General features: G+C 41.5%; 26 protein-coding genes, 1 tRNA gene and 1 riboswitch. Of the genes, 8 read left to right on the top strand and 19 right to left on the bottom strand.

The window, feature by feature from the left end; translation table 11 throughout:
• Positions 1-315 precede the first annotated feature (315 nt).
• Both AC3WTL_RS12735 and AC3WTL_RS12730 read right to left on the bottom strand, forming a co-directional pair.
• Positions 316-2877: a vitamin B12-dependent ribonucleotide reductase gene (locus tag AC3WTL_RS12735; RefSeq protein WP_492369484.1), complete on the bottom strand. Its 2562-nt coding sequence runs from the start codon at positions 2875-2877 to the stop codon at positions 316-318.
• 349 nt (positions 2878-3226) lie between these two features.
• Positions 3227-4063 (bottom strand): lipoate--protein ligase family protein, encoded by an 837-nt coding sequence (locus AC3WTL_RS12730; RefSeq protein ID WP_163143372.1) that lies wholly within the window; start codon positions 4061-4063, stop codon positions 3227-3229.
• A 182-nt stretch (positions 4064-4245) separates the two neighbouring features.
• On the opposite strand from AC3WTL_RS12730, the gene AC3WTL_RS12725 reads away from it, so the two are divergent.
• On the top strand, positions 4246-4629 hold the full coding sequence (locus tag AC3WTL_RS12725; RefSeq protein WP_035329981.1) for a rhodanese-like domain-containing protein: 384 nt from the start codon (positions 4246-4248) through the stop codon (positions 4627-4629).
• Between the two features lie 48 nt (positions 4630-4677).
• Here the strand turns inward: AC3WTL_RS12725 and gcvPB are convergent, their stop codons facing one another.
• The 3 genes from gcvPB to gcvT are packed head-to-tail and all read right to left on the bottom strand — an operon-like array spanning position 4678 to position 8597.
• Complete coding sequence (gcvPB, locus tag AC3WTL_RS12720; protein WP_048008252.1) at positions 4678-6138, bottom strand: aminomethyl-transferring glycine dehydrogenase subunit GcvPB; 1461 nt, start codon at positions 6136-6138, stop codon at positions 4678-4680.
• Entirely contained in the window at positions 6131-7477 is a 1347-nt protein-coding gene (gene gcvPA, locus AC3WTL_RS12715) for an aminomethyl-transferring glycine dehydrogenase subunit GcvPA (protein ID WP_492369508.1), read from the bottom strand. The genes gcvPB and gcvPA overlap by 8 nt, the downstream gene beginning before the upstream one ends.
• A gap of 16 nt (positions 7478-7493) precedes the next feature.
• Positions 7494-8597, bottom strand: coding sequence for a glycine cleavage system aminomethyltransferase GcvT (gcvT, locus tag AC3WTL_RS12710; protein WP_492369483.1), 1104 nt, complete (start codon positions 8595-8597; stop codon positions 7494-7496).
• Positions 8598-8756: 159 nt separating this feature from the next.
• Positions 8757-8845: riboswitch (glycine riboswitch) on the bottom strand.
• A gap of 180 nt (positions 8846-9025) precedes the next feature.
• On the opposite strand from gcvT, the gene AC3WTL_RS12705 reads away from it, so the two are divergent.
• The gene (locus AC3WTL_RS12705) at positions 9026-10714 is read left to right on the top strand and encodes a DEAD/DEAH box helicase (RefSeq protein ID WP_404322376.1); all 1689 of its coding nucleotides are present in this window, start codon (positions 9026-9028) and stop codon (positions 10712-10714) included.
• On the top strand, positions 10692-11486 hold the full coding sequence (locus tag AC3WTL_RS12700) for a YqhG family protein (RefSeq protein WP_492369482.1): 795 nt from the start codon (positions 10692-10694) through the stop codon (positions 11484-11486). Before AC3WTL_RS12705 ends, AC3WTL_RS12700 begins: the two co-directional genes overlap by 23 nt.
• 43 nt (positions 11487-11529) lie before the next feature.
• On the opposite strand, the gene AC3WTL_RS12695 is transcribed toward AC3WTL_RS12700, so the two are convergent.
• From AC3WTL_RS12695 to comGA, 9 genes are all read right to left on the bottom strand, one after another.
• The gene (locus tag AC3WTL_RS12695) at positions 11530-11715 is read right to left on the bottom strand and encodes a YqzE family protein (RefSeq protein ID WP_035329975.1); all 186 of its coding nucleotides are present in this window, start codon (positions 11713-11715) and stop codon (positions 11530-11532) included.
• Positions 11716-11793: 78 nt separating this feature from the next.
• Entirely contained in the window at positions 11794-12291 is a 498-nt protein-coding gene (locus tag AC3WTL_RS12690) for a shikimate kinase (protein ID WP_492369481.1), read from the bottom strand.
• A 12-nt stretch (positions 12292-12303) separates the two neighbouring features.
• Positions 12304-12687: a competence type IV pilus minor pilin ComGG gene (gene comGG, locus AC3WTL_RS12685; protein ID WP_492369480.1), complete on the bottom strand. Its 384-nt coding sequence runs from the start codon at positions 12685-12687 to the stop codon at positions 12304-12306.
• Positions 12677-13150, bottom strand: coding sequence for a competence type IV pilus minor pilin ComGF (gene comGF, locus AC3WTL_RS12680; protein ID WP_492369479.1), 474 nt, complete (start codon positions 13148-13150; stop codon positions 12677-12679). The genes comGG and comGF overlap by 11 nt, the downstream gene beginning before the upstream one ends.
• A complete protein-coding gene (locus AC3WTL_RS12675) occupies positions 13107-13436 on the bottom strand; it encodes a phosphatase (RefSeq protein ID WP_492369478.1) in 330 nt (109 codons plus the stop codon). The genes comGF and AC3WTL_RS12675 overlap by 44 nt, the downstream gene beginning before the upstream one ends.
• Complete coding sequence (gene comGD / locus AC3WTL_RS12670) at positions 13420-13860, bottom strand: competence type IV pilus minor pilin ComGD (RefSeq protein ID WP_048008261.1); 441 nt, start codon at positions 13858-13860, stop codon at positions 13420-13422. Before comGD ends, AC3WTL_RS12675 begins: the two co-directional genes overlap by 17 nt.
• Complete coding sequence (comGC, locus tag AC3WTL_RS12665; protein WP_197247508.1) at positions 13857-14180, bottom strand: competence type IV pilus major pilin ComGC; 324 nt, start codon at positions 14178-14180, stop codon at positions 13857-13859. The genes comGD and comGC overlap by 4 nt, the downstream gene beginning before the upstream one ends.
• Entirely contained in the window at positions 14180-15211 is a 1032-nt protein-coding gene (comGB, locus tag AC3WTL_RS12660) for a competence type IV pilus assembly protein ComGB (RefSeq protein WP_492369477.1), read from the bottom strand. The genes comGC and comGB overlap by 1 nt, the downstream gene beginning before the upstream one ends.
• Complete coding sequence (comGA, locus tag AC3WTL_RS12655) at positions 15198-16268, bottom strand: competence type IV pilus ATPase ComGA (RefSeq protein WP_492369476.1); 1071 nt, start codon at positions 16266-16268, stop codon at positions 15198-15200. Before comGA ends, comGB begins: the two co-directional genes overlap by 14 nt.
• A 148-nt stretch (positions 16269-16416) precedes the next feature.
• Between comGA and AC3WTL_RS12650 the strand changes: the two genes are divergently transcribed.
• A tRNA-Gln gene (locus AC3WTL_RS12650) sits at positions 16417-16488 on the top strand.
• A 49-nt stretch (positions 16489-16537) separates the two neighbouring features.
• Here the strand turns inward: AC3WTL_RS12650 and AC3WTL_RS12645 are convergent.
• Positions 16538-16891, bottom strand: a complete 354-nt coding sequence (locus AC3WTL_RS12645; protein ID WP_048008265.1) for a Spx/MgsR family RNA polymerase-binding regulatory protein — start codon at positions 16889-16891, stop codon at positions 16538-16540.
• Between the two features lie 246 nt (positions 16892-17137).
• On the opposite strand from AC3WTL_RS12645, the gene AC3WTL_RS12640 reads away from it, so the two are divergent.
• Both AC3WTL_RS12640 and AC3WTL_RS12635 read left to right on the top strand, forming a co-directional pair.
• Positions 17138-17836: a helix-turn-helix transcriptional regulator gene (locus AC3WTL_RS12640; protein ID WP_492369475.1), complete on the top strand. Its 699-nt coding sequence runs from the start codon at positions 17138-17140 to the stop codon at positions 17834-17836.
• 153 nt (positions 17837-17989) lie between these two features.
• A complete protein-coding gene (locus tag AC3WTL_RS12635) occupies positions 17990-18235 on the top strand; it encodes a DUF2626 domain-containing protein (RefSeq protein WP_009332938.1) in 246 nt (81 codons plus the stop codon).
• Positions 18236-18280: 45 nt separating this feature from the next.
• Here AC3WTL_RS12635 and AC3WTL_RS12630 read toward each other — a convergent pair whose 3' ends face one another.
• A complete protein-coding gene (locus tag AC3WTL_RS12630; protein WP_492369507.1) occupies positions 18281-19339 on the bottom strand; it encodes a class I SAM-dependent methyltransferase in 1059 nt (352 codons plus the stop codon).
• A 204-nt stretch (positions 19340-19543) separates the two neighbouring features.
• A complete protein-coding gene (locus tag AC3WTL_RS12625) occupies positions 19544-20179 on the bottom strand; it encodes an MBL fold metallo-hydrolase (RefSeq protein WP_492369474.1) in 636 nt (211 codons plus the stop codon).
• Between the two features lie 87 nt (positions 20180-20266).
• Between AC3WTL_RS12625 and AC3WTL_RS12620 the strand changes: the two genes are divergently transcribed.
• Both AC3WTL_RS12620 and AC3WTL_RS12615 read left to right on the top strand, forming a co-directional pair.
• Positions 20267-20746 (top strand): hypothetical protein, encoded by a 480-nt coding sequence (locus AC3WTL_RS12620; RefSeq protein WP_248348399.1) that lies wholly within the window; start codon positions 20267-20269, stop codon positions 20744-20746.
• 125 nt (positions 20747-20871) lie between these two features.
• The gene (locus AC3WTL_RS12615; protein ID WP_048008269.1) at positions 20872-21045 is read left to right on the top strand and encodes a DUF2759 domain-containing protein; all 174 of its coding nucleotides are present in this window, start codon (positions 20872-20874) and stop codon (positions 21043-21045) included.
• Positions 21046-21109: 64 nt separating this feature from the next.
• Here the strand turns inward: AC3WTL_RS12615 and AC3WTL_RS12610 are convergent, their stop codons facing one another.
• Positions 21110-21424, bottom strand: a complete 315-nt coding sequence (locus AC3WTL_RS12610) for an MTH1187 family thiamine-binding protein (protein WP_163143410.1) — start codon at positions 21422-21424, stop codon at positions 21110-21112.
• A gap of 24 nt (positions 21425-21448) precedes the next feature.
• Positions 21449-22597, bottom strand: a complete 1149-nt coding sequence (locus AC3WTL_RS12605) for a YqgU-like beta propeller domain-containing protein (RefSeq protein WP_248348398.1) — start codon at positions 22595-22597, stop codon at positions 21449-21451.
• Positions 22598-22708: the final 111 nt, after the last annotated feature.

The following is a 22708-nucleotide window of genomic DNA, read 5'->3' as shown; positions in this document are numbered from 1 at the left end:
TCTTCTCTAATTCGTTTTATTTATTTTTATGGCTTTTTTCGTAGAAATTTTTGTTTTTCGCCTACCAATGCTGCCCGTTGATTTCCGCTACAGGATGCTCAGCGAACCGCGGGGCAGGCGGTGAGCCTCCTCGACGCTGCGCGTCTGCGGGGTCTCACCTGTCCCGCTACTCCCGAAGGACGTTGAATAAGCTTCCCGGAAAAAACACCGCACGAAGAAAATGCGGTTGCATTTTCGAGGATCTCGCACCTTCCGCTCCAATTAACTCAGTAAATAATTTAAAAATAGCAACAAACCTTGCGAAAACAGCCATTTTTATAAACCGCACTTCAGCTGGGCATTACAGTTTGTGCAAGTATTGCAGCCGCCGATTTCTTTGACTTTTCCTTTGCGGCATACCGGGCATGTATTGCCTACTTCTGAACCGATTGTTACATCGGTGGAACGCAGGTCACTGATTGTATCAACCAGCACAACATGCTGCTTGGATTTTTCTTTTTTGACTGTATCAGTACCATCAAAGCTGTTCTCTTCTGCTTTCAGCGTCAATACTTGAGAATCGCGTGATCCGTCCACATATACTGTTCCGCCCTTTGCTCCGCCGCGGTATAAACGTTCATACACCTTCTCAACCTGTTCAACACTGTAGCCTTTCGGTGCGTTGACAGTTTTACTGATGGAGCTGTCGATCCAGCGCTGAATTACACATTGAACATCTGCGTGCGCTTCTGGAGCAAGATCCATCGCTGCGATAAACCATTCAGGCAGATTTTCAGGATCTGCATCCGGATTGCGGTCTAAATATTCCTGAACAATATCTGCCTTCACTTCAATGAACTTGCCTAAGCGGCCGCTTCTGAAGTATGAGAAGGAGAAATATGGTTCAAGGCCTGTAGAAACTCCAACCATTGTTCCTGTGGATCCCGTAGGAGCAACGGTTAGAAGATGTGAATTGCGGATTCCGCTTTCTAAAATGGAAGCACGGATATCCTCAGGCATTCTCTGCATGAAGCCTGTTTCGGTAAAAGCTTTGCGCAGACGATTCGTTTCTTCAGGATTGTCACCTGTTAAGAACGGGAAACTTCCTTTTTCCTCAGCAAGCTCTACAGAAGCTTTGTAAGCTGATGTAGCAATGGTTTCAAAGACTTTATCAATCAGCACGTTTCCTTCTTCAGAGCCATATTCTGTTTCACAATAGATGAGCAGATCATGAAGCCCCATAACGCCAAGACCAACTCGTCGCTCGCCTAATGCCTGCTTTTTGTTCTCTTCAAGGAAGTATGGTGTAGCATCTATTACATTGTCCTGCATCCGTACACCTACTTCAACAGTACGTTTCAGCTTTTCAAAATCAACAGTTTTATTTTCTTTATCTGCCATTTCTGCAAGATTTACTGCTGCAAGGTTGCATACCGAATTTGGCGCCAGAGGCTGCTCGCCACAAGGATTTGTAGCTACAACCCTTTGTCCGTAAGCCTGTGCATTCGTCATGTCGTTTGCATTATCGATAAAGAAAATGCCTGGTTCAGCTGAGTATGTTGCACAGATGTTAATCAGGTTCCAAAGCTCTTTCGCTTTAATTTTACGGTGAACGCGGACTTTATAGCCTAGTTTTTTCCACTCTCTGACATCACCGACTTTATGCCATTCTTCGTTGTATGTTTTCATCGTTTCGGCATCATAGCATTCAACATCCGGGAAACGAAGCTCATATTCTCCATCATTTTCAACCGCATCCATAAATTCTTTCGTGAGGCAGACTGAAATGTTTGCTCCTGTAAGGAACTCAGAGTTATGAACACTAAAAGTACCGCCAGCTGCCAGCTTCTCCTCAGCATCTTTTATGATGTTTTCACTGAAGCCGCCATAGCCTGGAATGCTTTTATAATTAATAATGCCCTGATACATGGCAATTTCCTGTTCATTAAATGGAGTAAATTTTAATTTTTCTTTAGCATATTTTTTTATTGTTTCATCATTTGTATTTTCAAGAAGGAAGCGTAAAATTCTCGGGTTTTGCATTTTCGAGATGATGAATTCGATAATGTCCGGATGCCAATCAGACAGCATAATCATTTGCGCACCTCTGCGGGATCCCCCCTGCTCCACCAGGTGTGTAAGCTTCGCAATATCATCCAGCCAGGAAACCGAACCGGAGGATTTGCCGTTTACACCTTTGGCCAGTGTATTGCGAGGTCTCAGAGTTGAACCGTTTGTCCCTACTCCGCCGCCGCGGCTCATGATCTCCATTACCTGCTTGCGGTGCTCGGAGATTCCTTCACGGGAATCCTGCACGAATGGCATTACATAGCAATTGAAATACGTAACATCTGTGTCAGCACCAGCTCCATACAGCACGCGGCCAGCTGGAATGAAATTAAGGTTTTTCAATTCCTGATAGAACTTCTCAAACCACTCTATTTTCTTTTCTTCGGTCTTCTCAACCGATGCAAGGCCTGTTGCGTTACGCTTGGCGATTTGCTCATAGTAGATTTCCAAAGGCTTCTCGATTACATCAAGAGGCTTTGTAATAATGCCTGTTCTCGATTCTTCCGGATCATCCAGGACTCCTCTGTAATCTTCCTCTACTAAAACCTTGGCTGTCTTGTTTTCCCAGTCAATATCGATGATGTAGCCTAAGCCGCGTGCAGGAAATTTGGGATCTTCCTTGATGGTAAGGACAACGAAGTCACCGTTTGTGAGTGTCACTTTCTCGGTGTCTTTGAAGGTATAGCGATCTAGCATAACCAAGCGGGAAACACCTTTGTGGGTCATTTTCATATCTGAGGTTACTGGGTGAACCTGAGGAAAGAGACGGATGTCCTTGTTTAAACGTTCAATGTTCAATTTCATTTTTTGTCCTAGAGCAACAGACATTGTTACAACTCCTTCTAAATTCAATTATCTAATTAATGTGTGTAAGTATTCTGTCAGATAGGGTAAATCTATCTGTTTTAAAAGAGTACCCTAAAGTTACCATAACTCAAACCCCAAAATCAATATATAGTGTCCTAAATATTTTCGACACCACTACATATTGTGTCTGATTCAACTGAATCTGATTTTGTCAAACTTAAAATATACTAAAAATAAAAGAAAAACAGAGTTAACAGCCGATTTCCGACAATTAACGATAAATTTTAACATATTTTGAAGCTTGCACTTTTTAAGAGCAGCAATTGGAAAATTATTCATTAAAAAAAGAGAAAAAGCGACTTAGCCGCTTTTATCTCTTATAGTTCCAGTCATCGCTTTCATATCGTTCTTTTGCGATTTTTTGTACATATGCCATCTCTTCTTCTGAGAGCTCGTAAGGTTCCAGTACAATATCCAGGCCTTCCTCAAACCCCTTCTTGAAAGCTGCCTTAGCCTGTTCAAGAGTAATATTTTCTGCTGTCAGCTCATTTATGGCAACAGCTTTATTTTTAAAAGCCTTTTGCATTCTCTCTTTTACCCGGTCATTAGGATATTTGAATAAGCTGAACAGCTTGTCTTCATCCAAATCAAGCAAAATAGAGCCATGCTGAAGGATTACACCTTTTTGTCTTGTTTGTGCACTCCCTGCTACTTTACGGCCTTCTACAACAAGTTCATACCAGCTTGGGGCATCAAAACAAACAGCAGATCTTGGATTTTTTAGAGAGTCCCTTTCTTCAGCCGTCTTTGGTACAGCAAAATAAGCTTCCATCCCCAGGGCGTGAAAACCTTTTAGAATTCCTTCAGAAATGACTCTGTATGCTTCAGTTACTGTACTTGGCATTTCCGGATGAGCTTCAGGAACGATGACACTGTATGTGAGTTCATGTTCGTGCAGCACCCCTCTTCCGCCTGTTGGTCTGCGGACAAATCCCAGTCCATGGTGCTTCACTGCTTCCATATCTATTTCTTTTTCAACCTTTTGGAAGTATCCAATTGAAAGAGTTGCGGGATTCCAGCCGTAAAACCGGATTACAGGTGGCATCTTCCCCTCACTGTTCCAATCAAGCAAGGCTTCATCCAAAGCCATATTAAAAGAAGGCGAACCTTCTCCTGAATCGATAAACCGCCATACTTCTTTAGTCATATGTAACCCTCATTTTCAATTTCTTTAACTGGTCATTTGCGGTTATTAGTCTAACAAAATTCCATTGAAATTTAAAGCAAGTTGAATTTCCAGAACAAATTTACCTGATTTCCTTTACTCCAATCAGGAAAGACTTATATAATATTAGTTGGCTTACCTATGCGTGAAAGGAGAAAGACATATTGGAAACACTTTATTTCATTCTTATCATTTTGGGTGCAATCATTACCTATTCTGTCATAACATGGTTTTATCAGCGCCGAATTGTTAAAACGCTTACTGAAGACCAGTTTAGAGAAGGCTATAGAAAAGCCCAGTTAATCGATGTTCGCGAACCAAATGAATTTGAAAACGGCCATATTTTAGGTGCACGCAATATACCGCTTTCACAAATGAAAATGCGCATGAAAGAATTGCGTCCGGACAAGCCAGTCTACTTATATTGCCAGAGCGGCATGAGAAGTGCGAGAGCTGCCCAGTTTTTGCACCGTAAAGGCTATAAAGACCTTTCACACCTGCAGGGCGGGTTTAAAAAGTGGTCCGGAAAAGTGAAGGCGAAAAAATAATAGTGTTATTTGAAATGGCCCCGTCAGTTTGACGGGGCCTCTTGTTTATTATTGTTTTTGGTAACGAAGAACCGGCTTTCTTGCAGCCATGGTTTCATCCAGACGGCCAATCACTGTTGTATGAGGTGCTTCCTGAACAATCTCAGGGTTTTCCTCAGCTTCTTTTGCAATTTGAATCATCGCGTCGACAAAAGCGTCCAGGGTTTCTTTAGATTCTGTTTCTGTCGGCTCAATCATGATGCACTCTTCCACGTTAAGAGGGAAGTAGATGGTTGGCGGATGATAGCCAAAGTCAAGAAGGCGCTTGGCAATATCCAAAGTACGCACGCCAAGCTTCTTCTGGCGCTTGCCGCTTAAAACGAATTCATGCTTGCAATGTCTGTCAAATGGCAGGTCAAAGAATGGCTCAAGCCTTCTCATCATATAGTTTGCGTTTAGTACCGCATTTTCCGTAACTGCCTTCAGGCCATCCGGCCCCATAGTACGAATATAAGTATAAGCCCGGACATTGATGCCGAAGTTTCCATAATACGGTTTCACGCGGCCGATTGATTGCGGGCGGTCATAATCAAATTCATACTGGTCACCCTTCTTAACTAAAACAGGCTTCGGAAGGTATGGGATCAAATCCGCTTTTACGCCGACAGGGCCAGATCCCGGTCCGCCGCCACCATGCGGTCCTGTAAATGTTTTATGAAGATTAAGGTGAACAACATCAAATCCCATGTCTCCAGGGCGTGCCTTTGAAAGTACAGCATTCAGGTTAGCTCCATCATAGTAAAGCTTTCCGCCGGCACTGTGAACAATCTCTGCCATTTCAAGAATGTTTTCTTCAAACAACCCTAATGTGTTCGGGTTAGTCAGCATAAGAGCAGCAGTATCCTCGCCAACCACTCTTCTCAGGTCCTCTAAATCCACCAACCCATTTTCATCCGATTTAACCGTTACTGTTTCAAAGCCTGCAACTGTTGCGGATGCCGGATTTGTTCCGTGGGCAGAGTCAGGAACGACAACTTTAGTGCGTTTGGTATCGCCATTCGCTTCATGATAAGAACGGATCATCATTAATCCAGTCCATTCTCCGTGCGCTCCTGCAGCCGGCTGAAGTGTAACTTCATCCATTCCTGTAATCTCAATCAGGTGCTCCTGCAGATCATACATTAATTCCAGCGCACCCTGAACAGAGCTTTCATCCTGCAGCGGGTGTAAGTGGGCAAAACCGTTGAAGCGCGCTACATTCTCATTGATTTTAGGATTATATTTCATTGTGCAGGATCCAAGTGGATAAAATCCCGAATCAACACCATGATTTCGTTTGGAAAGTGCAGTATAGTGGCGCATGATATCAAGTTCTGACACTTCCGGCAGCTCAGGCTCTTCTTCTCGCAGATAGCCCTCAGGAAGAAGCTCGCCCAGGTCAATTTCCGGAATATCCATCTCCGGCAGGCTGTAGCCGATACGGCCTTCTGTGCTTAATTCAAAGATGAGTGGCTGATCTTCCTTATGCATGGTAATCCCCCATTTCTTTAACGAATGCATCGATTTCTTCCTTCGTTCTCAATTCCGTTACAGCAACAAGCATATGATTTTTCAGGTCAGTATAATCTCTGCCCAAATCGTAACCGCCAATAATATCCTTTTCAAGGAGCTTTTGATTTACTTCCTTAACAGGCTTATTTAGTTTGATGACGAATTCATTAAATGAAGGGCCATCGAATGGGACTTCAAAGCCGGCGGCCTTTAATTGCTGTTTTGCATAATGGGCTTTTTGCATATTGGCAGCAGCCATTTCCTTTACGCCCTTCTTGCCGAGAGCAGTCATCGCTACAGATGCCGCCAGTGCGTTGAGTGCCTGATTGGAACAGATATTGGATGTTGCCTTATCACGGCGTATATGCTGTTCACGCGCCTGAAGGGTAAGCACGAAACCGCGGCGTCCCTGATCGTCTACCGTTTGTCCAACAAGACGTCCCGGCACTTTTCTCATCAGCTTGGATGTTACAGCAAAATATCCGCAATGAGGGCCTCCAAAAGCAGTAGGAATACCGAAAACCTGAGCATCTCCTGCTACGATGTCTGCTCCGAATTTCCCTGGAGGAGTAAGCGCGCCAAGAGCAAGCGGGTTGCTTGAAACAACAAACATGGACTTGTGGGCATGAATAATTTCCTCAAGCTCTTTTAAAGGCTCGACTCTCCCAAAAAAGTTAGGGTACTGTACAATCACAGCTGCGATGTCATCGCCAATCATTTCATTTAGGGCTTCAAGGTCAGTGGTGCCATCTTTATGAGGAATCTCAATCACTTCAATATACTGGCCCTTTGCGTATGTTTTGACTACTTCCTTCGATTCAGGGTGAACTGCGCTTGAGATTAATATTTTCTTCCGGCGTGTGCTGCCTGCGCTTAGCATGGCTGCTTCAGCAAGAGCAGTTCCGCCATCATACATGGATGAGTTGGCAACATCCATTCCTGTTAATTCACAGATCATGGTCTGAAATTCGAAAATTGCCTGCAGCTCTCCCTGGGAAATTTCCGGCTGGTAAGGAGTATAGGCAGTATAAAACTCTGAACGGGATAAAACATGATCGACAATGACCGGCATGTAATGATCATAAACTCCCGCACCAAGGAAAGATGTATTTGTGCGAAGATCAGCATTTTTTTGAGCCATTTTAGTAAGCTCTTTCAGTAAGGCTGTCTCTGATTTCGCCGGCTTGATTTTATATTCGCCCTTAAATCTTACACTCTCGGGAATATCACTGAATAATTCTTCCACAGAACTGACGCCGATTTTCTCAAGCATTGCTTTCTGGTCAGACTCTGTCATCGGTAAATAGCGATGTTTCATCATTTTCTCCCCCCGGTTAGTTCTTTTCTCTTTTGTAAAAAGGTGTTGCTTCAATCTTAGCCTTCAGCCGTTTGCCGCGAATCTCCACTTCCAATTCAGATCCAAGCTCCGCATGCTCTTTCTTGATAAGAACAAGGCCGATGTTCTTTTTCAATGTCGGAGATTGAGTGCCTGTTGTCACTTCCCCGATCAGCTCTTCTCCCTTATATACAGGATATCCATGGCGCGGAATACCGCGGTCAATCATTTCAATTCCGGCCAGCTTGCGCGGCACTCCGTTTTCTTTTTGGTTCTTAAGCACTTCTTTTCCGATAAAATCCGCTTCTTTATTCACCTTGACAGCAAAGCCGATTCCTGCCTCAAGCGGCGTGATATCAGGTGAGAGCTCCTGGCCGTATAGTGCCAGGTTGGCTTCGAAGCGAAGGGTATCCCTTGCGCCAAGTCCGCATGGGAGAACGCCTTCTTCTTTGCCTGCTTCAAGAATTTCATTCCATAATGCGGCTGCATCCTTGGCACCACAGTAAACTTCAAATCCGTCTTCTCCTGTATATCCAGTTCTGGAGACAAGGGCTTTCTTGCCATTCAAATCAACATCCTGCTGGAATTTAAAAAATCCGATATCCGACAGATTCGTGCCAGCAAGCTTTTGGAGCACCTTTTCTGCAAGCGGCCCCTGAATTGCCAGCTGTGCCATATCTTCTGAAAGGTTTTTCAATTCCACATTGCCTTCAGCATGGTCCTGCAGCCAGTTGAAATCCTTTTCGATATTGGAAGCATTTACAACCAGCAAATAGTGGTCATCCTCTATTTTATAGACAAGTAAATCATCAACAGTTCCGCCATTTTCATAGCACATGGCCGTATATTGAGCACCTGAGTTCTTTAGTTTGGAAATATCGTTCGTCATCATTTTTTGAAGGTATTTAAGACTGTCCGTCCCCTTCACTTCGATTTCACCCATATGGGATACATCAAAAAGGCCGGCTTTTGTACGGACTGCTTCATGTTCTTCTTTAATGCTTGAAAATTGAACAGGAAGGTCCCAGCCGCCGAAGTCGATGGTTTTTGCTCCGTAATCCTTGTACACCTCAAATAAAGGCGTGCGTTTTAACTGTGACATTTACTCGTCCCCCTTAAATCTCTTGAAATTTGTTTTAGGAACATAAAAAAGGACAGAATATCCCCTCAATTATGAGAAGATCTCTGTCCTTGCACCTGAAAGTTTACCGAAACCGGCTGTCCCCTTGGGTGGCTTATTAAAAAGCACTCTCCAGAGCTGCGTCAAACAAGAGTTCTTTTGCCTGAGAGATTCACAGATTTTGCTTGCTCCTTCGGCGCTACTAATGTAGTCTCTCCCCTTGTTGTCATTCGCATTTATAAAATTTTCCAAGATGGTCATACTTATACCAAACAGAAAAAATTAACCATCCATTACTTCGGTTCACTAAATGTAATGTGTTAACTTTCAAAACTTTCAAAGCTATTAACATCGTACCACCTAAACAAGGTTTGGGCAATATCTTTATATAGATAAAAGGAGCTGTTTTTATGACAGTGCAAATTGGCTTTGATTCTGCCTGGCAGGATGAATTCTTAAAAAGGATTGATGACGACGGCCCATGGGGAAATTGGGAGCTTTATAAACTGGCTGTTGAGGTTGAGAACCATACAACTATTCCTGAATTTGAAGGCTTGCAGGCTCCAAAGCATCTTCCGAACCTTACTCCTCTTCCACATCAGCTGGAAGTGGCCAAGCAGGTAGTCGAAAGCATGAACGGCAAGGCGATCCTGGCTGATGAGGTCGGTCTTGGAAAAACGATTGAAGCTGGGCTGATATTAAAGGAATATATGATCAGGGGACTCGTAAAAAAAGTCCTAATACTCGTTCCAGCTTCCCTCGTTTCCCAGTGGGCCATGGAGCTGAACAGCAAATTTTTTATTCCGGCTGTGGCGCAGCGGAAAAGCTATGTATGGGAACAATGCGACGTTGTGGTATCATCCATCGATACAGCCAAACGCAATCCTCATAGAGACATTATTTACAGCCTTGATTATGACCTGATCATTATAGACGAAGCTCACAAGCTAAAAAATAATAAAACGAGAAACTATGAATTTGTACAAAACCTTAAAAAGAAGTTTTGCCTCCTATTAACAGCAACACCCATTCAAAATCGAATAAGTGAGATTTTCAATCTTGTGTCCCTCCTTAAACCCGGACATCTTGGCAATGAATCAGCTTTTTATGAGAATTATAAAAAAGACTCGCGATCATTAAACGATGATGCACATCTAAAGGAACTCGTAAACAAAGTCATGATCCGCAACCGCAGGGCAGATACCGGGATTGAATGGACCAAACGGCATGTGGAAACCATACCGATAGAATTTTCGCAGGCCGAGCGTGAGCTCTATGAAGCTGTAACAGAGCTGCGGAGTGAAGAAAATTGGGTGGGTTCCAGCCAGTTTTCAGTAATGACCCTGCAAAGAGAGGCATGCTCAAGCAGAGAAGCTGTCTATTTTACGCTTCAGAATATGCTGAAAAGACAGGAGCAGCCTTCAATAGCTTTCCAGGAGCAAATACAATACCTTATTAAAAAGGTTGAAGCGGTCCAGCAAAACTCAAAAGCTCAAAAAGCACTGGAATTAATACAGAAAATAAATGACAAGGTCATAATCTTTACTGAATACAGGGCAACGCAAATGTACCTGCAGTGGTTTTTAAAGCAATATGGGATCACATCGGTTCCGTTCAGGGGTGGATTTAAAAGAGGCAAAAAGGACTGGATGAGGGAGCTTTTCCAAAAGAATGCTCAAGTCCTGATTGCAACAGAAGCGGGAGGAGAAGGAATAAACCTGCAGTTCTGCAATCATATCATTAATTTTGATCTCCCCTGGAACCCAATGCGGCTCGAACAAAGGATTGGGCGCATCCATCGTCTCGGACAGGAAAAGGATGTCATGATTTATAATTTTGCCACGAAAGAAACAGTCGAAGAACACATAATGAAGCTTCTTTATGAGAAAATACATCTCTTTGAAAAAGTCATCGGTGATTTAGACGACATTTTAACAAAGCTTGAATTCGGCAGTATTGACGATCATCTTGTTGATATTTTCGGAAAATCGTCTTCAGAAGGTGAAATGAGAATTAAAATGGAGAACTTGACGAGCATGATTCAATTCGCAGAGGATCTGAAAGAAGGTGAACTGAATGCAGCAACAGGAAATTCATAAATTCCTTGAAAGGTATTTTCACGCAAATGGGTGTGAAATAATTGATAGAGGTCCGGGGTATATGACCGTACAGCTGACGATTGATTTGGATAAGGAGTTAATGAATCGTCCCTTTTATTGGCACTATCTCGAAAAAACAGGCGGAATTCCTAACCCGATGCAGCTGACGCTTATTACAAACCAGCAGCTGGCCCCTCCGCATATTAAGGGGGAAGTCATTCATTTTGGCTCCCCAAGGCTTCACCAGATTTTTGATTCGGCCAGGAATCTGGCCGGCTATATCCGATTATATGAAAATCACCGGCAGGCACCTGGAAAGCAGGTGCCGCTAAGACCATGGCTGGGAATGAACATTCGCGTATCCTATCAATGCGACCGAAAACGGGATGTCTTCAAATCCATCGGCCTGCAATTGATAAATGGCCAGATGGTCGAAAGTTTTCATGACAGATTGCTTGGCATGAGCCTTACGCCCAAAATCCCCGACTACTCGTTCACACTGTCTCCGCTTATTATGCCGGGAAGCGGAGTATACAGGGTAGCAAATTTTATTAAAGCCGAAATTGAACAAGAAGATCATATATGGGCTGATGAGGCCCGTATGCGCTGGCAAAAAGATCTCAGCCTTCTTGAACATTTTTATGAGGAGGCAGAAGAAAAGGGCGAAAGTTATGAAAACGAAAAAACAGCCTTACAGGAGCAATATGAACCAAAGGTTAATATCTCCATCATAAATGGCGGTCTCTTTTATCTGACAGACAGCGCTGTCTAAAAATGCAAAAAACCGGCAATTTAGCCGGTTTTTTGCATAAAAGCTATTTATGTTTCTTTTTTCTCATGCCCAAGTAAAACAGATAAGAAAACATTCCAAACCATCTGAATAAAAACGGCTCTTTCATATCCTTTTTTTCAATACGATGCCGTTTTCGCTCATCTTTTGGCTGATCAATATATTTTACTACTGTCTGTGTAAGATACTTTACATAATCGTTGGATTTCATGTTCATACCTGCCTTTTTCCGTACAGAATCGCAAGAGCTGCCTGCTATTTATCATTTACAAGTATGTCCAACGGGTTTTCACTCTAAACAATCGATTATTTCTTGTATAATTTCTGCTTTATCTTTATTAGTTGTATCAATGATCACATGGGCGGTTTCTATATAGAGCGGCATCCTTTTTTCATAAAGTTCGCGGATCAGCCTTTTTTTATCGCCTTTCAGCAGCGGTCGTGAATGATCCTTCTCAATCCGTTTGAAGATTTCTTCAGGAGAAGCATAAAGGAAGAAAACAATTCCTGTTTCGCTAAGCCTTTTTCTGTTTACAGGATTTATTACAATGCCGCCGCCAGTGGTTATAACTCCCGCTCTGCCATCCATTTCAATTAATATAAGTGATTCAAGGCTTCTGAAGTATCCCTCTCCATGCTGAGCGAAAATATCATTAATATTTTTATTCTCGCGCTTCACTATTTCTTCATCTGTATCAATTACTTCCTGATTTAAGCAGGCTGCCAGCTCTTTTCCTATCGTAGTTTTGCCGGAACCCATGAATCCGATTAAATAAATAGGCTTCATTTTTATCCCCACTCAGTTTTTTTCAATCCATTTTATCATTTTTTGCAGGTCTGTGTCATAGTAAGCATAACCGGAAATTTCTTTATCAGATCCAATTTTTGTTTTGAAGGTAATCTGGATTAAGCTTGTTGCCACTGGAGAAATCTCATAGGAAACCGATCCTTTTTTAAACGAATAAACGCCTGACTCTTCCGGTTCTGCATTTTCACTCAGCCTTTTTTCTGTTTTTTTAAAGGAACTCAGCAGGTAGTATTCCTGCATTAGGACGGTTTCCGCCTGATTCACAATCCTTTTCTCGGAAATAAACTGGTCTAATTGAATTGTAAGAAGAAAGAGTGCACCCAGAATAATTGTTAAAGTAAGAGGATAAGAAAATCCTTCCTGATTACGGTACATCAATATCCTCCATATCCATTAAGTAATAAAGAAACGCGGAATGCTTCTGATCAAAATGATCCGAAACATTTATTTCAACCCCGCCATTGACAGACGTAAAGGTAATGGCATTTAGTTTTTGAAGGACAATCTCATGGCCCTTCATATCCACTCTCCTCCGCAAGTTAGATCCATATTTTTCATAAAGCACACTTTTCCCGTCTATAGTCAAAACAATTGATCCAGCTGTTATATTTGCAGCATCAGCAAGCCTGATTTCTTTTTTCAGCTGGTTGATAAATACATGCCATTCAAGTCTTTGTGTCCTAGCTTCCATTTTCCAGTCCTGAAAAAGGAAATTTAAGCCCACCGTCAAAAAGGAAACAATCAATAAAAATATTGAAAATGAAAACAGCATTTCAAGCATGGTAAACCCCTTATCACTGAAATACCTCACACTTTTCCTTTGTGTTATCCCGTACATTTTCATACCTTATGCAAACCTCCATAAATCCTTGGTTTTCCTTAAGGAATATTTGATAGACTGTCTGATTTTTTTTTATGGTCTTCCCCCCAGGAAAACTCCCCTCCGATGCAGCCTCCATAAGGCTTTCATAAAGCAGCTGGGTGCTTTCATAATCCTGTTTTACTTCTTCAGAATGCACAAGTGCATTTATGACAAGGGGAAATATTATTCCCGCTGCAAGCAGCATCCCTGATAAAGACAGCAGGAGCTCAGCCAGAAAAAAACCTTCATTCCTTCTCCACATTAAATCGTCCTCTTCCGATAAAAAATGTTAGTTTGTATTGCTCCCTGTCTGCTTTAATATAGAAGCTTCCAAATTTATTTGTAATTCCGCCAGGTCCATATTGAAAATACAATGGCATTGTTCCCGGCTTAATCTCAATGATTCCTGAATATTCTCTGCTAAAGATAGGATCAGCCGCAAGCTTTTCCTTAGCGAAATACCTATTTTCCTCTGGAATAATCTGAATAGCTACATCTGTCTGGTGGGTTATGGCATAGTTTTGGGCATAAAGGAGGTCAGATTTTAATTGGGAAAAGAACATTATCTTTTCAAGATAGAAAAAATGCGGTTTTAGAAGCAGGGCTGTAACAGAGGCAATAATAAGGAAAATACTGAGAACGAATAGCGACTCTATCAATGTAAAGCCTGCTTTATTTTTCATCATGACTCTTCAGATTCAACCTTCCCATCTGCAGAAATTGTAATGGCTTTTCCATTTGGGCAAGTCGTGTTATTTTCATTTAGATAATCGTCATCCACTAAATCCTGTATATTCGAAGGAAGTGCTTTTTTATCGATTTCATATGCCTGAACCTGCGCCTGCACCATTTTAACAAACGCATCGCATCCCTTGCTGTTTATTTTTGAATTGTGTTTTGTTACATTGGGAATGGTGATGATTAAGAGCACTGAAATCACCAATAAAACAATCATCATTTCAATAAGCGTGAATCCTCTGTTATTGTTTAACATACGCCATTTCATTAAAATCCCTCCAGTAAATGAAACATAGGCAGCAAAACTGCCAAATACATCGAAACTATTAAAAAACCGATAAACATATATAAAACGGGCTGAATGATCTTAAGAAGTTTTTCTGTTTTTTCCTCTATTTTGTGCAGACAATGCCTGCTGAAAAACGTTAATTCCTGGTCCAGCCTGCCATTTTTTTGACCATGTCTGATAATATTAGACAGTTCTCTGTCAAAAAACGGAAAACTTACAAGGATGTCTTCCAGCTTATTCCCTTCACGGAGCTTGAGCTTCACGGCTTTGCCGAGGACACTGTAAAAAGGCTGCTTTTCATTTTTCTCAAAAAGACTCAGCGCCTCAGATATAGATAAGCCCCCATTTAAAAGATAACTGAGCTGCACTGCAAAGAAGTGGGTATAGTAAAGGCGAAGAAACTGGCCTGCTGCAGGTACTCTAACCAGGATTTTTTTTTGATGGATAGGGGAAAGATTTCTGAATCTGGCAAAATAGTATATAAGCAAAGCGACCAAGCCGAAGAGCAGGATAAGGAGAAAAAATGGGAGAAAATCACCAAACAAATAAACGGCTTTCGTAAAGAAATTTGGCTGAAGCTGCATTGAATCGAATAAGGAAGTGAAACGGGGCAACAGGATTTTATCAACGAAAATAAATAAGAATGCGGTAATGAGCATCAGGAAAATCGGATAGGCCAGCAGCTTTTTCAATTTTTCAGTGTCCCTGCCTTTTCGAAGCACCATTTCGCTTCCTTCAAGAAATGCAGAAGCAAGGCCTCCGTGCTGTTCTGCAAAAAAAACATAGCCAATCAGATTTTTATTAAAGTTCATGTTTGAAAGTATTTGATAAAAAGGAAACCCTTCTCTCAATTGAGAGAGGCACTGCCTGATTTCATGTTTTCTTTTTAGCGGCAGCTGATGTACCAGTGACTCCAGGGCTTCAGATAAAGGGTAGCCTCTGGACAAAAGTTCCCCTGTATTCTTCAAAAACAAACCCTGTTCCTGTATGGTCCATTTATGCTTCTCCATCGTCATGCACCCACCTGCTGTACTCTGTATCCTTTATATAGCCTAGAGCAATCCCTTTAGTTATGACTTCCTTCAGTGTTCGATACTTAACATGGCTGCTTTCCCCTCTTGCCTTCTTTATGGAGGCATTGAGCGCCCTTCCTGCGAGCAATTCAAACACACTCGCCCTTTTCCACCTGCCATATCCATAGCAGAATGGGGAGCATTCCTTTTCACAATATGGACAATTCAATTCGACGAGGCGCTGTGCGGTGACCGCCACCAAAGTCTGCTCAATTTCCAGCATGTTCACTCCAAACTCAGCTAAACGGTAAACAGCCCCCTCGGCATCCCGGGTATGCATGGTGCTTAAAACAAGGTGACCGGTGAGAGCTGCTCTAACTGCAATCTTCGCCGTTTCCGCATCCCGGATTTCACCGACCATAATGATATCGGGGTCATGGCGAAGGATTGCTTTTAAGCCTGCAGAATAAGACACGCCCGCTTTCTCATTCACTTGGACTTGAAGAACTAAGTCATTCTCTTTTTCAATGGGATCTTCCAGGGTGATGACATTGCGATGGAACATATGGGAGGTTTCATTCAGAAGGGAATACAAAGTTGTGGTTTTACCGCTGCCGGTCGGGCCAGTGAAAATAATTAAACCATGAGCATGCTTCAGCAGTGCCAGCATTTTTCTTGTCATGTCTGGAAAAAGGCTGATTTGGTAAAAAGGAATTTGTTCCTGCTGGGGAAGGATTCTGATAACGAGGCTTTCGCTGTGGCTTGATGGGAGGGTTGAAAAGCGCAGGCCAATCATTTGTCCGTCTACTTCAAGTGAGTATGCACCGCTCTGCGGCCTTCTTTTTTCACCAATATCCATCGATGCTGTAAATTTAAAATGGGAAATCAATCTGTCACACTCTTCTTTGGGAAGATAAAGCCTTGGGGTCAATTGGCTGCCTAACCTCAGCTGAATGAGTGTGTCTATTCTTCGGGGAATGATGTGAATGTCGGAAGCATGGCTTCTGACCGCGTCTTTAATAATTCGTTCTGCCAATCTTTCAATTATACTCAACTAATTATGCACCACCTTTTTTAATTGTTCTGGATAATTATTCGACTTATCCAAAGCATTTCCTTCATTTTTCGGCAAATTTTTTTGACGAATTTGTGAATAGATTATTTATTTCTTTCCATAATAAAAAAAGGATATAGCGAATTGATGGGCTATAGCCAAGCGGTAAGGCACCGGACTTTGACTCCGTCATGCGCAGGTTCGAATCCTGCTAGCCCAGTAGTTGTGGAAGGACACCGGATGTCCTTCCTTTTTCAATTTAGAATAATCTATTTAGCCATATTCTTAAATGCATCCGGATTATAGCCTATGACAATCTTATCTCCGTTTGTCAGAATCGGCCTCCGCAGCAGTTTTGGCTCCTTAATAACCATTTGCACCACTTCTGATAATGATAATTCCTCAAGGTTCTCTCCCAGTTCTTTGTAGGTCTGGCTGCGGGTCGCGAGAATCTCATCAAGGCCGCTTGTTGTTAAAGAAAGGATTTTTAATAATTCTCTTGGTGATGGAGTCTCCCTGAAGAGATGCCTTTCTTCAAAATCAATTGAATGGGCTGTCAGCCATTTTTTCGTCTTTCTGCAGGAAGTACAGCTGGGATATGTGAAAAATGTCAATTGGCTCATACCTCTTCACCTCAAAAATTTATTATTTTGCCTATACTCATTGTATATCAATTGTACAATATATGTATACACCTTTGCATACGTTATTAAACTTCATTTGTGAACATTTTCTAAACTTATAGTGATTACAGTGTTAACCTTAATTGGCTGTATTATAATGGAAGCAGGCCAGGAAGGCGCCAGCTAAATGCTATAAGTGACAGCTGATGACCTCGGGAATAAATAATCCTTTTGAGGTGACAATAAATGGAGCAAACATTAAAAATAACAAATGTGTTATCCGATCCAACCCGCTATTATATTTATCAATACATTACTAAACGGCATAAAGATGTTACTGTGCAGGAGATTGCAGATAATTTCAGCATCCATCCCAATGTTGCAAGGCTGCATTTATCCAAGCTTGAAGATGTAAATATGCTTGTTTCTGAAACAAAAAAAACGGGCAAAGGCGGAAGGCCCAGCCGGTTATATCGGTTGTCTGATGATGTTGTTCAGCTGCATTTCCCTTACAGGGATTATCAGCTGCTGGCCAAAATAGCCATGGAAACAATGCTTGACTTAGGTGAAGAAGGACGAAAAGCACTGTATGCAACAGGGAAGAAGTTTGGCAGTGAACTGATCGGGCAAGAGCTTAAACGGTATGGAAACACAGATCAGCTTACTTTTGAACAGAAAATAAACATCTTAAAGCATGCTGCCGATTTATCAGGTTTTCACCCTGAATTTGATGCAAATGAGGAAAAGACCATCGTCTATTTCCAAATATATAATTGTCCATTTAAAGAGGTTGCAGCCCGGCATGCTGAACCAGTCTGCAATATGCATTATGAATTTTTAAAGGGGATGTTTGAAAGTCTGTTTGATTCCATTCAACTGGTGGAAAAGCAAAATATGCTCACTGGCTGTGATTCGTGCGCATACAAAGCAATTGTTGGAAATTAAAGGCATCCGCTGAAAAATGGCGAAAAAAAAAACCGTTCTAAACTTTTTTTCCGCCCTTTTCTGGACTATTTAGAAACCATTATTTACTTTTATTAAGCATTTACTTTATAATATTGTAGTGATGGACTTGTAAGGGTAAAAGGAGGGATACATATGGATCGTATGTACAGAGTATTAGGATTCTGGACGGGAATTTTCGCTGTTATGTTTTACCTTGGCGATATGTATACAACGTCCTTAATTTTCTTCGGCCAAACAGGATTTTTCCTGCTTTTAAGCTACTTAAAGCTTTCCGAACGTATGTATATTTATGTTTTTGGAGCATACTTAACTGTTTTCTTCGTAGGCTTCACTTACTGGTCAACATTTATGATGACACCTGGTGCCGGCGGCCACTAATAGCCGATAAAAAAGCGATGAAATCATCGCTTTTTTATTTTCCACCTATTTTTTCCCCTGCAGGATCAGGTGAAATGCTGCACTCATGCCTGAAGGCGTTATCAGACTTCTTATTGCCCTGTTTCTTTTGCTGATAGGAGAAAACGGATTAGGATCATAATGATTTTCAAGCTCCTGTAAAATGCCTGCAGACAGCAGGAATTCATCCTGTCTCATCATAAAATGAAAATTCAGCCCTTCTTTCTCTCCCAATCGGATCAGGGAATCAAAATGAATATGGCTGGTTATATCCATCTCGCCAGGGTGCTCGAGTACATTAGGAATTAAAGAATGCTTGTAATAACCTCTGAGACTTCCATCCCTTCTAATCGGTTCCTGCCATTCCTCATCTGTATAGCCATAATCGGCTGTCAGAACAAACCCTTTATTCAGAGCAGCAGAGATACTCTTGATCATCTGCTCCATTTGCAGAGGGATTTCAATTCTTTGGCCTTCACTAAGTGACAAACCGCTTTCTTCAAGGTATAAGGAAATATCTCTATTTGCTAATGGTACAGCTTGTTCTGCAAGCTTTCCATCTTTTACGGTTACCATAATTTCAGTCAATTGATCATTTGTTTTTTCAACCACATGTACAGGCAAGGCATCGAACAGCTCATTTGAAAAAATCAGGCCGCAAAATGGAGAAATCTCGTTCCAGCTATCTATTTGTCTGATATGTTCGGAAAATATTATCTGATCCTGCTGCAGCTTCCTGTGATAGGGGCTTGTTTCAAAGATATAATAATGAATCTCTTCATCAGAAATAAGATTCCACTCATCAAGGAAAGCTTTTGCAAAGCGTCCATTTCCGCCCCCTATTTCACAGACCTGAAAAGGCAGCTTATTTTTCTCTGCCATTTGATGAAACCACTTTGATATGGTCCTTCCATATATATCAGAAACATTGCTGGTTGTAATAAAATCTCCCCCCGGCCCAATTTTTTCATCATCTTTCATATAGTATCCATATTCGGAATGATAAAGGGCCTGCTGGATATAGTCAGCATAGCTGATCATTTTTTGAGGAGTATTTTCTATATAATTTATTAGTAAATTCAGCATATAAACTCCCTTTTCGATTGAAAAATCTGGATCCCTGGAAACAGCCATTTTTATTGTTTTGGACACTGTTTTCACTATTGACATAGTGTTTTCCCTGTTATATTGTTAATGTAGTAGCTTAACTATATCCCCTCCCATTTTATATGAATAAAACATCCCCCAGAAAAGCCCTTCTCATTGAAGAAGGGCTTTTCTATTTTCCAATCAGAATCCATTCAGAAATGGATTTGAATCCATTTCCCGGCCAATTGTCGTCACCGGTCCGTGTCCAGGAAGCACTTCTGTTTCTTCAGGCAATGACAAAAGCTTATTATGTATCCTTTCAAGGAGCTGCTGATGATTGCCGCCCGGCAGATCTGTGCGTCCGATGCTTCCGCTGAACAGCGCATCACCGGCAACCACAAGACCAGCATCTCTAAAATACAGAGAAACACTCCCTGGAGAATGGCCTGGTGTCTCCAGAATGTTAAAGGTAAATTCACCTATGCTCAACTCTTGTTCAGCTGTTATAATATGGTCGGCAGGCCTTGCTTTTATCAGCTTGCCCATTTTAAATAGGTGAGAACCATTTAGGGCTGGATCCGGAAGCCACGCTGCTTCTTTTTCATGTATGTATACTGGGATAGAAAATGCATCTCTTATTTCGTCTACAGCGCCAATATGATCAAAATGGGCATGAGTAAGTATGACAGCAAGAGGTTTCAGTCCTTTTTGTTCGATAATACTGCTCAGTTTTCCGCTCTCTTCACCCGGATCAAAGATTAAACAATCTTTGTTTTCATTCGAAAGGACATAACAGTTTGTTTGCAATGGGCCAAGAGGGATCTGATTCCATTCCATTGCCTACACCTCCATAGTTGATTTATTTGTCTATTATTTTACACTATATCAGAATGGAATGCCTTATATCTGCAAAAGGAGTATAAGATGAAAATCCTATATGGCGTTGAAGCCAGCTATATTATTCAAGATGTGCCAGAATTCATGAACTTAATAAAAAATAATACGGAACTGTTCGATTTTCAGCAGAGCATCTTTTTGTTTGAAGAGAGGACTCATGCGGAATTTACCAAAAGCGTCCTGGTCGAGGCCGGACTATTTGAAGAATTTTTTAATCTTTATTACATAAAATCGGGTGTAAAGGGAGAAACTTTTGAAGACTTTACGATTGAAACAGAAAGCGGAGTTTGCTTGTTCACTGAGCTCCTTAGCGCCTTTACAATAACCGGGGGCAATAAGGAAGATATCCGGATGGCTGTCTATCAATTTCAGGAGCATCTAGTCTTCACGGCGAAAGAAGAAAAAATGCCGGCAGTTTATTTTACAGAACTTCATCTAAAGGATTTAATAATCGGCATTGCTGAAGCATATGACATACAAGTGTCATTTTTAGACCTCGACAAATAGAAGAAAAAAATATAAAATAAAGGACGAATGTATATACTTGGGTTTTACATAATGGGTATATAACCTGAAGAATGATTTTGATATGGCTTTTGCCTGCTGATCACGAAATAAAGGGGGCTGTTTTAATGGGACTACCAATCATTTTTGCATTAGTCGCAGTTCTTGCAGCATTTGGTGCATTTAGTGCACTGAAGAACAAGAACTTCCTTGGCTTGGTTTTTGCTGTAGGAACACTTGCCGTTTTCGGATGGTTCTCTGTAATGACCTTAATTAACAGTGGATATCCTGCTGTTCACTAAGAAAAACACATCATGCTTTACCTTAAGAAATAAAAGGGCTTCCCTCAGTGGGAGCCCTTTTATTTTAGACATTTAGCCGGCTTTCAACTCTTTGGACCTTTTCTTCCATTTTCCTCTTAACATCTCTTCTGTCATCAATGCGGATATTTGTCGCCACTCTCATTAAGCCTTTTTCAAAAGGGACTTCATGCATTGCCTGAATAACTTCAAACAAATCAGGAAGCTCCCCTTCAATAATGGTACTCATGGGTGTCAGCTGAAATCGGATTGTGCCGCTTTCCTCGTACTTTTGTAATACACGCTGAATGTCAGCCACATAACTGCTGACACTTGGTGTTTCCGTTCCAATTGGAATGACTGTAACATCTGCAATTGCCATATCTCTGCTCCTTTGCCTGTTTGATTACTCGTTTTGTCCAACTAACTGGATGACCTCTTTTCTGTCGGTCATGATCAGTTCCTCAAGATAGAATCCTGTTAAACAGGCTTTCCCGTTGGGTGAACAGCTAAGCGGCGCGTTTTCCATATCTTCGAAAAGCACTTCCTTATCACCGGTTTCACTTTCAACGGATATAAGCTGAAATCCCCCAGCATACATATCACTCTCAGCGCTGTACAATGGCTGAAAAGTAATGATTCCCCGGGGAGTCCAGTCATAGTACGGCACCAGCCAATCTGAAAACCTTGTCAAATGAGGTATTGAAAATGAAGCCAGCTCTTTAAAATCATTATCCATAAAAGTATACAGAGCTTGGTCTGATTGATCCGCGGGCACAGTAATGGTCATCAGCCTGTCCCTGGCAGCATCGAATTGAAAAATGTCTTCCTCAACAAGGATTTCATTATTTCCAGCAATAGATTGCTTAACGAGCGGTGCGAAAAGTGACGGGTTTTCACTGTCCCAATCAAGGAAAATAAGATGATTTGAATCCCCCCATTTAGCAAAAGGCTCCCTTAAATTTAATTCTGCTAATGTCCCTTGTGCGATATCTATATGGTAAGGTGTGAAATCCCAGTCTTCAGTAAATGAAGCAATTAATATAGACTCTTCATGATAAGGGTTCCACTCAACAGCAAAATCAAAGCCAGTAACATTTTCCTCCCAGACAACTTTTCCATTTGATTTTATAACCGTTAAGGCTGCTTCATAAGTTCCAGGTGATGATCGAATCAGTATATATTTGCCGGCTGGGCTTACCGTTACAGACGCAATCGGGTGTGAACTTTCATAGAGAAGCTCTTGTTCACCTGAAAACAGGCTATAAGCATAAATCCTGGAAGCTGCGCCATCATTTACAGTGTAAACAATTTGATCATTGTTGAGCCAGCCATTTGCTCCCTGAAATTCCCCTTCTTTTATCCGAATAGTCTTAATGCTCTTGTTTCCGGCTTCATCAGGTGGTGCGGAAGGTTCAGAAGCTTCTTTTTCCTGATCCTTATTCTGCTCTATCTCAGTTTTTTCAGGCTGTACGCAGCCGGTTATTAAAAATAAGGAAACCAGCAGAATAAAAGATAATAATAGAAACTTCCTTTGATCTGCAATGTTTACCAAATCCGCACCTCCTTTTCTCCCTAAATATAAGTACGTAAATTGCATGAAAATGTTTCAATAAAAGTAGAATTAATAAGCTTAATAGGAAAAAGCCGTTTTTCCGTCTTCATT

It is taken from the genome of Cytobacillus sp. EB106-05-05-XG126, from assembly GCF_058791715.1.
The sequence above is the reverse complement of the archived record's forward strand: the minus strand, read 5'-3'. Positions and strand labels throughout refer to the sequence as shown.